Source organism: Nostoc sp. 'Peltigera membranacea cyanobiont' 213, from assembly GCF_002245975.1.
In the GTDB taxonomy this organism is placed as follows: Bacteria; Cyanobacteriota; Cyanobacteriia; order Cyanobacteriales; family Nostocaceae; genus Nostoc.
Genome location: NZ_NOLI01000025.1, coordinates 26,374 through 41,522, shown reverse-complemented (window position 1 = coordinate 41,522; position 15,149 = coordinate 26,374). Strand labels below are relative to the sequence as shown.

General features: G+C 39.1%; 16 protein-coding genes, 1 tRNA gene and 1 pseudogene. 14 read left to right on the top strand and 4 right to left on the bottom strand.

Features of this window, described 5'->3' with window-relative positions:
* Positions 1 to 22: 22 nt before the first annotated feature.
* The 7 genes from CDG77_RS10110 to CDG77_RS10080 all read left to right on the top strand — a co-directional run bounded on the left by CDG77_RS10110 (position 23) and on the right by CDG77_RS10080 (position 5,279).
* Positions 23 to 571 (top strand): hypothetical protein, encoded by a 549-nt coding sequence (locus CDG77_RS10110; protein ID WP_094329261.1) that lies wholly within the window; start codon positions 23 to 25, stop codon positions 569 to 571.
* A gap of 24 nt (positions 572 to 595) precedes the next feature.
* Complete coding sequence (locus tag CDG77_RS10105) at positions 596 to 1,294, top strand: hypothetical protein (RefSeq protein ID WP_094329260.1); 699 nt, start codon at positions 596 to 598, stop codon at positions 1,292 to 1,294.
* An 83-nt stretch (positions 1,295 to 1,377) separates the two neighbouring features.
* Complete coding sequence (locus CDG77_RS10100; protein ID WP_094329259.1) at positions 1,378 to 2,064, top strand: hypothetical protein; 687 nt, start codon at positions 1,378 to 1,380, stop codon at positions 2,062 to 2,064.
* Positions 2,065 to 2,068: 4 nt separating this feature from the next.
* Positions 2,069 to 2,446 (top strand): hypothetical protein, encoded by a 378-nt coding sequence (locus tag CDG77_RS10095; RefSeq protein ID WP_094329258.1) that lies wholly within the window; start codon positions 2,069 to 2,071, stop codon positions 2,444 to 2,446.
* Positions 2,446 to 2,844: a hypothetical protein gene (locus CDG77_RS10090; protein WP_094329257.1), complete on the top strand. Its 399-nt coding sequence runs from the start codon at positions 2,446 to 2,448 to the stop codon at positions 2,842 to 2,844. The genes CDG77_RS10095 and CDG77_RS10090 overlap by 1 nt, the downstream gene beginning before the upstream one ends.
* A 72-nt stretch (positions 2,845 to 2,916) precedes the next feature.
* A complete protein-coding gene (locus CDG77_RS10085; protein ID WP_143856992.1) occupies positions 2,917 to 3,639 on the top strand; it encodes a hypothetical protein in 723 nt (240 codons plus the stop codon).
* The gene (locus tag CDG77_RS10080) at positions 3,639 to 5,279 is read left to right on the top strand and encodes a hypothetical protein (protein WP_094329255.1); all 1,641 of its coding nucleotides are present in this window, start codon (positions 3,639 to 3,641) and stop codon (positions 5,277 to 5,279) included. Before CDG77_RS10085 ends, CDG77_RS10080 begins: the two co-directional genes overlap by 1 nt.
* Here CDG77_RS10080 and CDG77_RS10075 read toward each other — a convergent pair.
* The 3 genes and pseudogenes from CDG77_RS10075 to CDG77_RS10065 form a co-directional block, all read right to left on the bottom strand.
* Entirely contained in the window at positions 5,259 to 5,795 is a 537-nt protein-coding gene (locus CDG77_RS10075) for a hypothetical protein (protein ID WP_094329254.1), read from the bottom strand. The two genes, CDG77_RS10080 and CDG77_RS10075, sit on opposite strands and share 21 nt — an antisense overlap.
* Positions 5,796 to 6,104: 309 nt before the next feature.
* Positions 6,105 to 6,176: transfer RNA gene (locus CDG77_RS10070), tRNA-Val, on the bottom strand.
* 84 nt (positions 6,177 to 6,260) lie between these two features.
* A pseudogene (locus tag CDG77_RS10065) lies at positions 6,261 to 6,413 on the bottom strand (Uma2 family endonuclease); the annotation flags it as partial.
* A 264-nt stretch (positions 6,414 to 6,677) separates the two neighbouring features.
* On the opposite strand from CDG77_RS10065, the gene fbp reads away from it, so the two are divergent.
* From fbp to CDG77_RS10030, 7 genes are all read left to right on the top strand, one after another.
* The gene (gene fbp, locus CDG77_RS10060) at positions 6,678 to 7,727 is read left to right on the top strand and encodes a class 1 fructose-bisphosphatase (RefSeq protein WP_094329253.1); all 1,050 of its coding nucleotides are present in this window, start codon (positions 6,678 to 6,680) and stop codon (positions 7,725 to 7,727) included.
* Between the two features lie 286 nt (positions 7,728 to 8,013).
* Positions 8,014 to 9,159, top strand: a complete 1,146-nt coding sequence (gene tal / locus CDG77_RS10055; protein ID WP_094329252.1) for a transaldolase — start codon at positions 8,014 to 8,016, stop codon at positions 9,157 to 9,159.
* Between the two features lie 145 nt (positions 9,160 to 9,304).
* Entirely contained in the window at positions 9,305 to 10,834 is a 1,530-nt protein-coding gene (gene zwf, locus CDG77_RS10050) for a glucose-6-phosphate dehydrogenase (RefSeq protein ID WP_094329251.1), read from the top strand.
* A gap of 100 nt (positions 10,835 to 10,934) precedes the next feature.
* Positions 10,935 to 12,296 (top strand): glucose-6-phosphate dehydrogenase assembly protein OpcA, encoded by a 1,362-nt coding sequence (gene opcA / locus CDG77_RS10045; RefSeq protein WP_094329280.1) that lies wholly within the window; start codon positions 10,935 to 10,937, stop codon positions 12,294 to 12,296.
* A 146-nt stretch (positions 12,297 to 12,442) separates the two neighbouring features.
* Positions 12,443 to 12,703, top strand: a complete 261-nt coding sequence (locus CDG77_RS10040) for a BrnT family toxin (RefSeq protein WP_094329250.1) — start codon at positions 12,443 to 12,445, stop codon at positions 12,701 to 12,703.
* Positions 12,693 to 12,926, top strand: a complete 234-nt coding sequence (brnA, locus tag CDG77_RS10035; RefSeq protein WP_094329249.1) for a type II toxin-antitoxin system BrnA family antitoxin — start codon at positions 12,693 to 12,695, stop codon at positions 12,924 to 12,926. Before CDG77_RS10040 ends, brnA begins: the two co-directional genes overlap by 11 nt.
* Before the next feature lie 112 nt (positions 12,927 to 13,038).
* Entirely contained in the window at positions 13,039 to 14,430 is a 1,392-nt protein-coding gene (locus tag CDG77_RS10030; RefSeq protein ID WP_094329248.1) for a cobyrinate a,c-diamide synthase, read from the top strand.
* An 84-nt stretch (positions 14,431 to 14,514) separates the two neighbouring features.
* Here the strand turns inward: CDG77_RS10030 and CDG77_RS10025 are convergent, their stop codons facing one another.
* Positions 14,515 to 14,958, bottom strand: a complete 444-nt coding sequence (locus CDG77_RS10025; protein ID WP_094329247.1) for a cyclic nucleotide-binding domain-containing protein — start codon at positions 14,956 to 14,958, stop codon at positions 14,515 to 14,517.
* Positions 14,959 to 15,149 lie beyond the last annotated feature (191 nt).

Below are 15,149 nucleotides of genomic sequence, written 5' to 3'. Positions count from 1 at the left end.
ATAGTATGGAGATTATTCTTTAATGGCAATAGAAATTACTCCTGATAAAGTTACTAATGAAACTATTTTCGTAAATGGTTTATCAGTAATATGGGCAGGAGATTGGTTAAATACTAAAACATATAGAAAGAATCAAGCCGTTAGTTATTTAGGTTCTTCTTACAGAGCAAATAAAACTACAACTCAAACACCTTTCTCAGATAGTGTTGATTGGGATGTGTTAGCTTTAGGTTCAAATGACACAGTTGATACATCTGAAAAAGATATATATTTTACTTATGCAGATGTAACATCAAGATTAATTTACACTACAGATATAAATGAAATAATTTTAACTGTAACTGTAGTGATACTAGTTCCTTTTAATGGAACTGGTGCTTCTATTTCAATAGGGGATTCAGTAGTAACAAACAGGTTGGCTAACAACACTCAAGTTTTCTTGGGTGAAACAGGTGAATATTCCATTAATCCTGCTTACAAATATACTTCAGCTACACCAATTAATTTATTAATAACTCCTGGTGCTGGAGCAAGTCAAGGCAGTGGATACATTATAATTGAAAGTAAATAATAATAAAATTAATTAATAAATATTATGGCTCAGATTTTAGATTTAAAAGCAACTTCTCAACCTTCTTTGCAAATTGAAAAAGCAGGTGTTAGATTAAAGAATGCTACTGGTGATTTACAAGTTAAAAACTCTGCTGATTCTGCTTTTACAAAAGTAACTGCATCTCAGTTTGAATCAACTAATGATATTGGTTTAGTTATTAATAGTGATGCTGCTGCTAGTGGCGCAGATTGGAAGATTACCCTAGCTAGACCTAGCTCAGGTATGACAGCTAACTATACCTTAACCCTACCTACCAGTGCTGGTTCACCTTCTCAAGTACTTACGACTGATGGTAGTGGTAATGCTAGTTGGACAACTCCTTCAGGTGGTGGTAGTTCAAATGGCCAACTAGTTGATACAACCTCTTTAGCCTTTAACAGTGCATCTTCTGTGACAATGTTTACTCTACCTGCTAACGCTGTTGTTAGTAGAGTTGAAGTAGTTATTGATACAGCTTGGGCAACTGGAACTGCCACCATGACCATAGGTGTTTCAGGTACTACTTCTAAGTATTTAGGAAGTAATGCTGTTGATCTATATGGTACTGCTGGTGACTCTTATATTACTGTTCCTAGTTTAGCTGCTAATGGTTCTTCGGAATCTTTGATTATTACTTATGCTGCTTCTACTTCTACTGCTGGAGCTGCAAGAGTCCTAGTTTATTACAGCAATCCTGCTTAATAATTTAACTATTATGTGACATTAACATTAGGGTAATTAAAAATTACCCTAATGACTTTTTATAAATAAAGATAATAAAATATATGGCTTCTTATTTTGATATTAAAGGTACTACTCAGGATTCATTTAAAGTAGGTAAAGGTGGACCTACTTTAAATAGAAGTGGTTCAAACATTATTAAGTTAAATAATAGTGAACAAATAATTAGTGAAAGTGCTTTACACCCTGGCTATATACAAGCTAATTGGTATACAGATACTATTTTGTTTGATGCCTATACTGCACTTACCACCACAATGACTACTAATACAGTAAGTTACTATCCTTTTCAAATATGTAGAACTATAACTCTTGGTACTTTAGCTTTTAATCAAACTCTTACTACTAGTACAGGTTTATTTAGATTTGGTATTTATTCTACTGGTTCTACTTATTTCTTACCTGACACTTTAATAACAAGTAGTACTGAAATTACTTTAGCTACTACTGCTGGGCAAAAAGGTTATAACCCTACTTCTATTACTTTGACACCTGGCTGGTATTGGAAAGCTCTTAACATTAATAGTGGAACTTCATCTCTTAGTGCTGAGACTTCTAATCCCCCATTTAGCTTTTATTTAGGTCGTGGTACTTTTGGAGTTACGACTACAACTTATGGCTATAGAAATAATTTAACTTATGCAAACGCCACATTGCCTACCACTGCACCAATTGATGCTTTAACTGAAATTACTACTGGTTATCCAATTATGTTTTTTAAATCAGCTTAAATTTATGAGTATTTATTTTGTTTGGACTGGAACCCCAGAAGCACCATGTTATGAAGTAGATGAATTTGATAATGATAAACACTATCTTATTAGCTGCTCTAATCTTGGTATTGTAACTTTAACTGCTACTTTACCTAATCAAGAATGGATTGACAATGCTTTAGCTAGATACTTTGAGTATTCACTTGAACAAGAAGCTTTAGCTAATGCTTTTGAATTAGAACAAGAAATACAAGATTACTACTTAATGTTTCCTGAGTATGACTCAAGTTTAGGAAGTTTTTCTGATAATCAAACCCAATATGTAATTGATAATCAACCTACCACTGATGAAGAAATTCAAGCGTTAGTAGATTTAGTTCATGAGTTAGGAGTTTATTAATGACAGTAAATACTACAGAAAAGTTAAATAAAATAATTGAAACTCAACAAGTTAATAAACATGATATCCAGCAAGATATATATGAAATAGGTTTAAGCTCTGTTACTAGTAATGCTTTAACAGTATTAGTAACCTTATCTATTGTTGGTTTTGGTATATTCATTTTAGGTAAGAAAGTTACTCAACTAGTATTAACAAGTGTAGTACCAGGTTTAAAATCTTATTTATCCACTCAAGAAAGTTTTATTAAAGCTATTAACTCTAACTCAGAAGAGATAAAAAAAAATCTAATAACTCTAGAACGTGACACAAATACTGACCACATTAGAATAATTGATAAATTAACTGAAATTGAGTTAGATGTTAAGGAAATTAAAATAATTATAAGTAGTAAGTAAGGGTGTAATTATCCTATTTATGTTAAATATTAATATGATATCCTTTAATTATAAATAGTTGGAGGATATCTTTTGTCTTCATATAAAGAAAGTGCAGTTTATAAGCATAGATATCTATCAGGTAAAAGAGAGGAACCAGTTAGATGTTCTATTATTAAAAAAGATAATACACAATGTAAAAATAATGTAATGCTTGGTTATAAATGCTGTGCAGCTCATGGAGGTAAAGCAGCTAAAGCTAAGATTACTCATGGTTTAAATTCTAAATTAATTAAATATCAAGATATGAGAGCTATAAAGTCACTATCAAGTAAAGAAAGAAAAGAATTATTAGCTACTGATTATAATAAAGAAACTTTATTAGATGATAGCTTAATGCTCAGTGATGCTATGCTTGGCAGACTAATTGAGCATCAATCAAATATAATGGAAAGGTATGAAACTGCTGTTAATTTACTATCTGGTTCTGAGCGCAGAGAACCACGAGAACTAGAAGTTTTAACTAATAATATTAATGGTTTAAGTAAAGCTATCACTGATATATCTAAAGTTATTCAAACTCATCAAGCTCAGATTAACTCTACTTTAAAAACTAGAAAAGAATTACGTGATAAGAATGAGAATGAATCTATTCTTCAGTCTTTATATGAACAAATAAGTGTTGACCCTAAAGTGTTAATTCAAGATATGGTTAGAGGTTACTTATCTGCTAATACTGATGCTAGATTAGATGACCTATTAGCACTTAAACCTGCTGATATAGAAGTTGAATATGAATTAGGGGATGATGACTAATGAGTGCTATCCCATCAGATTTAGAAGGTATATTAAAGTCAGAAACCTTAAGACAACAGTTCTTAGCTGGAGCAAATGACCCTGTGTTATTTGTTAAATACTTTTTAGGGGAAAAGGTAAACTTATACTTAAATGAAATTGAACGTTTACACCCTGAAACAGGTGAACTAGTTAAAGGACACCCTAAGCAAAGACAATGGTTAAGGCAATCTGTTAATGCTCAAGAAGGAATATTAAAGGCAGGTAGTAGAAGTGGTAAAACTTTTGTTACTGCTCTTATGCATTTATGGTTTTTATTTTATAGAAAGCGTCCTACTACTTCTGTCTTCTATGGTGACTATAGTAAAAGGTTTCAATCCATTAACTGTGCGCCCTCTCTGAAGCAAGCAAAGTTAGTAAAGGATGAAATAATCAACCTAGTTAATGATAGTCCTTTCCTGACTAGTATAGGCTTCATTAAGCATATCTCTGATGGACAGCAACCTTTTGTAGAAACTTGTTTAAATAGTATTATTTGGTTTCAAGCTACTGTTCAGAGAGGAAGATTTATTCTAGGTTTCTATCTAGACATAGCCACACTAGATGAGTCAGCGTCTGAGTATGCCTTAGAACATTTAAGGATGAAGATACTTAATGTCCGAGGAACAGAAGTTTCTGGACGTAAATACTTTATATCTACCCCTCAAGGGGAAGGAGAAACTGCAGGGCAGGGAGCTATTTACTTTAGAAAGTTATGGGCTGAGTTTAAAGAAAGAAGACTTAAAAAAGATAACTCAGTTGTGATCGCAGAGTTTTCTCAGTTTGATAATCCTGTCAATCCCCCTGAAACTATTCAAGCCAACATGGTCAATATGACCCAGGCTCAAATAAGGGAGGAGGTTTATGGCAAGTTTGCTAACTATGGTTCTACATTCTTTGCTGGTAACTATCTTGATTTAGCAATAGAAAAAGGAGAAAGGCATACCTGCTTCTTCCCAGTTGATGACCCTGTTACAGGATTCTGTTTACCTGAAAATGGCACTCATCCTGATTTTCCTTACTTGCCTAAAGGGGGGCCTAACTCTTTATTTTTTACTGGAGTAGACGTAGCTGGTGATACTAATGGTGACTCAACTGTACTTACTACACTTCAATTTATTGATAGAGAATTGAGAGTAGTAGCTTTTGAGAGGATTAGTAAGACTCCCTTGTTTGACCAAGATGGAACCATTGAAAGGATTAGAAGAAGGTTAAACCAATTCCCAGGTGATTTGTATTATGATGCCACTGCTCTAGCTGGTCAGTATTTGAAAGAGACTATAGAGAAGGAGCTTACACCTGAAGAGGTATTAATGTGTACTCCAATTAACTCTACTAAAAAACCTGCTAAGAATAATAAACACAATCACAAAACTTTTATGCTATCTAACCTCGCAGGGATTGTAGAGAAAGGTAAGCTTGTTATTCCTTATGATGAGCAAGACCGCTTAAAGCAACTTAAAACTGAATTGAGATTTTATAAATTGGATGACAAAGGTTTACCTACAGATACAGTTATGAGCTTGGCATTAGCTGCCTATGCCTGGAAGAGAAGAGAGAGTAATAATACTTACTACGATGAAGAGGAGGGTGTAGATTATTTAATGGATAGGGTTGCTTAGTGAGTTTAATTCATTTATTTCTTCCATCATACGTAAAAATCTTGCTACTGTATAATCAGCCATTTTAGGACTCATATTGTATACATTAAGTATTAATCTGAATGTAGCATAGTTTTTTTCTTGAGCAGTAAGTTTAATAGGAGAATCACTTGCTGTTAAACAACCAATTGCTTTACAAACAAACTCAACTCCTGCTTTTTCATGAAAGTAATGTGGGTTATCCTTATAAGTATTTACACACCACAAACCAAACTCATAAAATATTTTCCACCTCTCACTACGAAAGTGTAGTGCTAGTTGATTAAATTGAGTTGCAGAAATATCAGACCCCTCACCTCCGCGACAAAAATTATTGAGCGCTTCCTTATATAAACTACTTTTTTGATAGAAATATATTCTATGAATTAAAAAACCATTTAAGTCTAGTTTTTCTTCTATTGTACTACTAATATATTCATACTCAGTTTTAGTCATATCTTCAACAACACTTCTTGCAAACAAGTCAAAATTACTCATTAGCTACTATCCTTTATTAATAATTTGATCGAACATAATTAGTCAAACTGTTGCTGTGGTTTCCTGAGATACCCAACAGACCAGTTTTATTGGCAATAACACAAGGGGCATGAACTTAATCACACTCAACCCAAGAGTTATTTATTACTTACAAGCTGTATCAACCTTACTCAGTGAAAACTATAGTGTCAATAATTACTCAACATTTTACATAACTTAATAAAGTCTCTTTTCAGAAAATGGCATAAAATGGCATACTTGACTGAAGGAGATATTAGTTAGTTAGCTGAAAACCTTACTGTCAATAAGTGGGCGATACTGGATTTGAACCAGTGACCCCATCCGTGTGAAGGATGTGCGCTACCACTGTGCTAATCGCCCAAGACTTTTTATAATATCATAACTAACTCAGACTTCCTGTTGCAAAATGCCTAACTAGGCATAATCTACTTTCTTTTGTTCCTATTCAAAATTGCAAGTTTGGGAAACAATTTCTAACAAGAATTTTGGGGAAATACCATCTTCTTCCCAAAGTACATAACTAGAACGCTCATTTTCTCCAACAAAACGTTCTACACCCAAACTTAAAAACCCATCGGGGACAATCGCAGGTTTATTTTTATATTTAAATATGCCTACCTACTTATTACTTTCTATAATTGCTTGACTTAAATAAAATACTGACTAGCTATGGTAATATATTAGACTAAATATTACGTATCTAAGCTCTGAGTGCAGGAGTCACTGAAAATTCATTTCTTTAGTTTATCTAAAGTCGTATCTAAGTTCTCAAATTACCTTCCTAAGATAGAAGCAGCAACCATAAGTTGCCATACACAACTAAAACCCAATTAACAGCTAGTGGCTGCGGAGGACATCAAAATGGCTAGAACGCCAGAATCCTTAGACTCGTCTATCAATGAAATTACAGACTTAGCTCTAGATCGTGATTGTACAACCTTATCCCGTCACGTTTTACAGCAACTTCAGAGTTTTTCGCCAGATGCACAAGATTTAAGTGCGCTGATGAATCGCATCGCCTTGGCAGGTAAACTGGTTGCACGGCGCATGAGTCGCGCTGGTTTAATGGAAGGCGTTCTTGGTTTTACTGGGGAAGTTAATGTCCAAGGAGAATCCGTCAAAAAGATGGATGTCTACGCCAATGATGTGTTTATCTCAGTGTTTAAGCAAAGCGGCTTAGTCTGTCGCCTCGCTTCTGAGGAAATGGAAAATCCTTACTATATCCCCGAAAATTGCCCTATTGGTCGCTATACCTTACTGTATGACCCAATTGATGGCTCATCCAACACAGATAATAATCTCAGCTTGGGTTCGATTTTTGCCATTCGCCAACAAGAAGGAAATGATAGCGATGGTAAGGCAACCGACCTCCTCACCAACGGACGGAAGCAACTCGCTGCTGGATACATTCTGTATGGCCCTTGCACGATGCTGGTTTATACTATAGGTAAGGGCGTTCATTCCTTTGTCCTCGATCCCAGCTTAGGAGAGTTTATTCTCACAGAAGAAAATATTCGGATTCCTAACCACGGTTCCGTTTACAGCGTAAATGAAGGTAACTTCTGGCAGTGGGAAGAATCAATTCGAGAATACATCCGCTACGTTCATCGCACAGAAGGGTACAGCGCTCGTTATAGCGGCGCAATGGTGAGCGATATCCATAGAATTTTGGTTCAAGGTGGCGTATTTCTTTACCCAGGTACAATTCAAAACCCTGAAGGGAAATTGCGCTTGCTTTATGAAACCGCTCCTCTAGCCTTTTTGATTGAACAAGCAGGTGGTCGTGCTACTACAGGATTGGTAAATATCTTGGATGTAGTACCGAAAAAACTGCATCAGCGTACACCTTTAATTATTGGTAGCAAAGAAGATGTAGCAAAGGTGGAGTCTTTTATTCAGAACGGACACTAGAAAATAATTCGTAATTCGTAATTCGTAATTCGTAGTTACTGTTACGTAAGGGTTTTAGATGTTTTATTTCTTTGGTGCTGTCCTCTCATCTGCCATTAATTAAACGTTAATCATGGTGATTTAGGATTGGGGATGCAAAGTAGCGCTTTTTGAAGATCGATTAAGGATTATCTCAGCTGGCCGATGCGATAAGTGATTGGCAACGCCACAATTCAAAAGTAAGCATAAATGCGTTTTGCCAACTTTACTTAGAAACATCACTATACAGGAGTGAAATAAACTACCTATGGCTACCAATCATCTACTAGAAATTAAGCAATACGGTCAAAGTATCTGGATGGATAATTTGACCCGTGACATTATTCAATCAGGTGAACTCAAAGACATGGTTGAAAATCAAGGTATATCTGGGATTACTTCTAACCCAGCTATCTTTGAAAAAGCGATCGCAGGTAATGTCATTTATGATGCTGATATAGAAGCCGGAGTTCGGACTGGCTTACCCATAGACAAAATTTACGAATCCCTCGTTTTTGCAGACATCCGTAACGCTTGTGATATTTTACGCCCAGTTTATGAAGCCTCGAATAGACTAGATGGTTATGTGAGTATTGAAGTCCCACCAACCATTGCCCATGATACTGAAGCAACCATAACCGAAGCTCGGCGATATTTCCAAGAAATTGGTCGGGAAAATCTGATGATTAAAATTCCCGGTACAGAAACTGGTTTGCCAGCAGTAGAGCAAGTAATATCCGAAGGGATGAATGTTAATATTACATTGTTGTTCTCTGTAGAAAGCTACATAAACACAGCTTGGGCTTATATTCGGGGCTTAGAAAAACGGCTGGCTGAAGGTAAAGACATCAGTAGAATTGCTTCAGTCGCTAGCTTCTTCCTCAGCCGGATCGATAGCAACATTGATGCCAAAATAGATGCTAAGTTGAAAAAAGGCGTTGATGATATTGCCGTGGAAGCAAAGTTAAAAGCTGTGAAAGGGAAAGTAGCGATCGCTAACGCCAAGGTAGCATACCAAGAATACAAGAAGATCGTTAGAAGTGAGCGTTGGCAAGAGTTGGCAGCAAAAGGAGCCACAGTACAAAGGCTACTTTGGGCTAGTACCAGCACCAAAGACCCCAACTACAACGACGTGATGTATATCGAAGAGTTGGTAGGCCAAGATACCGTTAACACCGTACCACCAGCAACTATTAAAGCTTGTGCCGATCATTGTAACGTGAGCGATCGCTTAGAAACAGATGTAGATAAAGCTTACACCCTGATCGAAAACCTCAAAGATCCCGACATCAACATCGATCTCGATGCCGTCATGGATGAACTGTTAGATGAAGGTATTGACAAATTCATCCAGCCCTTCCAGTCCTTGATGAACTCTTTAGAAGACAAGATCAAGGTATTGTCACCAGTGTAGGGACTGGGGAATAAGATTAAAAATACTATTTTCCAAAACCTAAAACCCAAAACCCAAACCCAAAACCCAGTACCCAATCCCCAGTACCCAATCCCCAGTACCCAATCCCAATCTCAAAATCCAAAATCCAAAATCCAAAATTCCTATGGTTAGTCTGCTAGAAAATCCCTTGCGCGTTGGCCTGCAACAACAAGGGATGGCTGAACCCCAGATTATAGTTATCTTTGGCGCTTCTGGCGATCTCACCTGGCGCAAACTAGTGCCAGCACTTTATAAATTGCGGCGAGAACGGCGTATTCCTCCAGAAACTACCATTGTCGGTGTAGCACGACGAGAATGGAGCCATGAATACTTCCGCGAACAAATGCAGAAAGGCATGGAAGAGGCACATCCTGATGTCGATTTAGGGGAACTCTGGCAAGATTTCTCTCAAGGTCTGTTCTACAGTCCTGGGGATATAGACAACCCCGAAGGCTACCAAAAACTAAAAACCTTACTGAGTGAATTAGACGAAAAACGGGGCACGCGAGGTAATCGCATGTTCTACCTCTCCGTTGCGCCCTCATTCTTTCCCGAAGCGATTAAGCAGCTAGGAAGCGGCGGGATGCTAGAAGATCCCTACAAACATCGTCTAGTAATTGAAAAACCCTTTGGTCGAGACTTGGCTTCTGCCCAAAGTCTTAACCAAGTGGTACAGAAATATTGCAAAGAAAATCAAGTCTACCGGATTGACCACTACTTGGGTAAAGAAACAGTCCAGAATTTGCTGGTGTTTCGCTTTGCCAATGCAATTTTTGAACCCTTGTGGAATCGTCAATTTGTTGACCACGTGCAAATTACCGTAGCAGAAACCGTAGGCGTGGAAGACCGGGCTGGCTACTATGAAAGCGCTGGCGCACTGAGGGATATGTTGCAAAATCACCTCATGCAACTTTACTGCTTAACAGCGATGGAAGCGCCAAACGCAATGGATGCCGACAGCATTCGCACAGAAAAAGTGAAGATACTCCGTGCTACTCGTTTAGCTGATGTTCACAATCTGTCGCGGTCAGCAGTCCGAGGTCAGTACAGTGCCGGCTGGATGAAAGGTCAAGAAGCGCCAGGATATCGGACAGAACCAGGTGTTAACCCCAACTCCACCACACCCACTTATGTAGCGATGAAGTTTTTGGTAGACAACTGGCGCTGGAAAGGTGTTCCTTTCTACTTGCGTACCGGAAAGCGGATGCCGAAAAAAGTGAGTGAGATTTCCATTCACTTCCGCGAAGTTCCATCCCGGATGTTCCAATCTGCCGCCCAACAAACAAACGCCAACATTTTGACGATGCGGATTCAGCCAAATGAAGGTATTTCCCTGCGTTTTGATGTGAAAATGCCAGGGGCAGAATTCCGCACCCGTTCCGTTGATATGGACTTTAGTTATGGTTCCTTTGGCATCCAAGCAACATCCGATGCCTACGATCGCTTATTCCTTGATTGTATGATGGGCGATCAAACATTGTTTACACGAGCGGACGAAGTAGAAGCAGCTTGGCAAGTAGTAACACCAGCCCTTTCCGTTTGGGATGCACCCACCGATCCAAAGACTATTCCCCAATACGAAGCCGGTACTTGGGAACCAGCAGAAGCAGAATTCTTAATTAACCAAGATGGCCGTCGCTGGCGCAGACTCTAAATATTAGTCATTAGTCATTGGTCATTAGTCACTAGCAAAAACAAATGACGAATGGCAAATGACAAATGACAAACGACAAACGACAAAATCCAAAACTACTATGCCTACCCAAACTTCTACAATTTTTTCCCTCCAGGCACCGAAAGATATTTCGCTTAACGAAATAGATGCCGAACTCAATCAAATTTGGCAAAGCTATGGGATAACTGGCGAGGACGGTGGACTTCCCAGTGCTACTAGGGCAACAACATTTACTTTAGTGGTCTACGAACCAGAAGAAACTCAGTATTTGTTGGCTGCTTTAGGGTTTTATAGCGGCCCAATTGATGGGATTTTAGGGCCACAGATGGCAGCAGCATTGCGGGAAGTACAAAATAAACACCGTCTGCCTGAAACCGGAACAGCAACACTAGAAACTCTGACTATATTACGAGAAGAATTCTCTAAAGGTCAGCGAGGTGGGACTGTAGGAGAACATCCTGCTGCTGGGTTAAATAGTGGCAGCCCCAGAATTGCTGATGAAATCGCTCTCCGCAACCCCTGCCGCATCATTGCGCTATTTCCTATTGCTGGCGAAGATGAAGGAGTTAAGGCTCAAGTTTCTGCCTATTGCCCCATTCAAAAGCAATCGTCAAGCACACTGATTTGCTGCGAATACATTACTCTCAGTGGAACTGCTGCTGCCTTAGAACGCATCGGTGGCATGATTCCAGCATTGTTGATTGGCGGCTTACCGAAGTTTCTCTGGTGGAAGGCAACACCAGACCCTAACAACGGTCTATTCAAGCGCCTAGCCACAATCTGCAATAACGTCATTGTCGATTCTTGCAACTTTAACGAGCCAGAGAGTGATTTACTCCACCTAGAGGAATTGGTAGAAACGGGTATACCTTTGGCTGATTTGAACTGGCGTCGCCTCGCATCATGGCAGGAATTGACAGCTGAAGCCTACGATTCTCCTAAGCGTCGCGCCGCCCTCAAAGAAATTGACCGCGTTACGATTGATTACGAAAAAGGCAACCCCGCCCAAGCTTTGCTATTTCTGGGTTGGCTGGCAAGTCGCCTGCAATGGCAGCCAGCTTCTTATGAAAAGGAAAGTGGTGATTATGACATCACTCGCATCCATTTCATTTCTCAAGATCAGCGACAAGTAGAAGCCGAATTAGCAGGAGTTCCAGTTGCTGATGTGGGCGATATTGTTGGTGACTTGATTGCCTTGCGCCTCAGTTCGACAAATCCCCAGGCAGATTGTGGTACAGTCATTTGCTCGGAAACTGGTGGTTGTATGCGGATGGAAACACATGGTGGTGCCCAATCTGCCGGTCTGTTTCAACAGGTGACTTCACTTTCGGAACAAAAGGCGGAAGCATTGCTAAGTCAGCAGGTGCAACGCTGGGGCCGCGAGTCACTTTTTGAAGAAAGTCTGGGAGTGACAGCGAGTATTTTCAAATTAGCGAATTAATTTAGCCCTAACCCCCTTACCCCCGTCCCAATGCGGGAAGGGGGAATTTTTTTAATTATTAAAGTGAATATGAATCGCTAGGAAAATTTAATTTATAAAATAGGGAAGATTGTTATTAAAATATTTTGTATCTTTTAAAAAAAATTATGGAGTTTGAATTTGATCTTAACAAAAGTGAAACTAATAAAACTAAACATGGTATTGATTTTATTGAAGCACAGAAACTTTGGATAGATGCAAATTTTATTGAAATCCCTGCACAAACAACAGATGAGCCTCGGTTTCTAGTTATTGGCAAGATTGCTGGAAAATATTGGTCAGCAGTCATTACTTATCGTAGTGATAAAATAAGAATTATTTCCGTTCGTCGCTCTCGTGCTGAGGAGGTAAATATTTATGAAAGCTGAAGAATTTGATGCTAAGTTCGACAATGGAGAAGATATTACTGAGTTTATAGACTTATCTAATGCACATCGTCCAGGTTATGAGCAAAAAAGAGTTAATATTGACTTTCCCATTTGGATGATTGAAGCCTTAGAATATGAAGCCAAGCGTTTAGGAGTGACATCTGATTCTATTATTAAATTATGGCTGGCTGAACGTCTTGATAAAAAAATCATTACTCAATAACATAAAAGCAGTAGTTTTGATAAAAAAATAATTTAATGTTTTGCTTGACTTTGATTTAATTTAATACCGCTAATATAGCTGACTATTTAGTTTAAAGAATCAACAATTATCCATGTCTGTAATCATTGCTGGAGAACGTAGTGGGGTGGGCAAGACAACAGTCACGCTTACCCTTTTAGCATCTTTACGTCGTCGCGATCGCTCGGTACAATCTTTTAAGGTAGGCCCAGACTACATCGATCCGATGTTTCATCAACACGTCACTGGTCTTCCTTGTCGTAATTTAGACCCGGTGCTGACTTCTGAAACCTACATTCAGCAATGTTTTGCCCATCATAGTCAATTGAGTGAATATGCCCTAGTAGAAGGGGTGATGGGATTATTTGATGGAATTGGGCATGGGGCATTGGGCATGGGGCATGGGCAAGAAAAACAAAAATTAACTGATTTTGCTAGTACGGCACACATCGCGCGGCTGTTAAATTTACCTGTGGTGTTGGTGCTTGATTGTAGTCGTTTGTCTGGTTCTGTGGCTGCGATCGCTCACGGCTACCAATCTTTTGATCCGAGAATTAAAATAGCTGGGATAGTATTAAATCGCGTGGGAAGCGATCGCCACCTCTCTCTTCTCAAAGATTCCCTAGAACCCTTACAATTACCTATTCTCGGCGTACTGCGCCGTCAAGATAACATCACAATTCCCGATCGCCATTTGGGTTTAGTTCCCACAGCAGAACTCCCCGAACTCAACGCTTTAATCGATCGCCTCGCCGATTTAGGAGATAACTGCTTCGATTGGCAACATTTATTACCCCTGTTAAAATCAAAACCTCTGCCTCATCCCCCTTCTTTACCTCATCCACCATCCTCCATCAGAATTGCAGTCGCCCGCGATCGCGCTTTTAATTTTTACTACCAAGACAATCTCGATTTGCTGCAACAGCTTGGCGCAGAACTGGTTTTCTGGAGTCCTTTAGAAGATGCTGCAATCCCAAAAGATGTGCAGGGAATGTATTTTGGGGGAGGTTTCCCAGAAGTTTTTGCCCAGCAACTAGCAGAAAATACTAGCGTTCGCGATGGAGTGAAAACAGCCATTTTGAAAGGAATGCCTGCGATCGCAGAATGCGGAGGATTAATGTATTTATGCGAGCAAATTATCGATTTTGAGGGAAAATCTTGGTCGATGGCGGGAGTTTTACCGACATCTGCTGTCATGGGTGGGCGTTTAACTTTGGGCTATCGTCGTGCAGTCGCTTTGCGAGATAATCTGTTAGTAAAGACAGGTACAACTGTTTACGGACATGAGTTTCATCGTTCCCATTTAACGATAACTCCCACTCAGCCGCTATTTGCAACTTCTCGCTACGACTGTGACGAAAATATGGGATGCGAAGGATGGGGTTTCCCTGCAAATGTTCACGCCTCTTATGTGCATCTGCATTGGGGAGAAAGTGGAGAAATTCCGCAACAGTTTCTTAAAGAATGTGTGAAAGTAGCATTTTGAGAAACGTTCCTTCACCAATTGAGCAAAACCTTTATCACTACTCTCATAATTCGTTGCTGGCAGTAATTGCAATTTTTGCTATAACTAATGACGACCTGATGCAGTTATATTCATGTCGTCATTCAACTTGCGAATCAGACGGGATAATTCACGAATGATATTCACCGCAATTTCAGGAGTTTCTTCGATCGCATCATACAATTGCTCTTGCGTCAGTTCCAAAAACTCGCAAGGTTCCAAAGTCGTTGCAGTGGCGGAACGAGTTTGAGTATCAAATACTGCCATCTCACCAAAATATTTCCCCCGATCCACCTCTGCAAGTTGTTTATTGCCGATGTGAACTTTAACCCTCCCTGACACGACAATATAGAGCGATCGCCCTTCTTCTCCCTGGCGAAAGATGGTGTAATTAGCTGGAAATGACAGTTCGTTCATCACTGAAGTGAGCCGCACAATAAAATCATCCCGCAATTCCTTAAAAATCGGGACTCGCCGGACAAATAATAAACGGTCAACACTGGTTAGCATAATTACAATTTACAGGTCAAACATTACTGAATACGTGAAAACTGAAGCCAGAGCGCAATTAGTCATATTAACCGATGACGATCGCTAGCCGCAAAGAATATTCTAGACTTTGACGACATATAGGGACTTGCAAAAAATAAAACATCACATATAGCGATTTCATTTTAATGAGGTACGCGCTAGGCTAACAC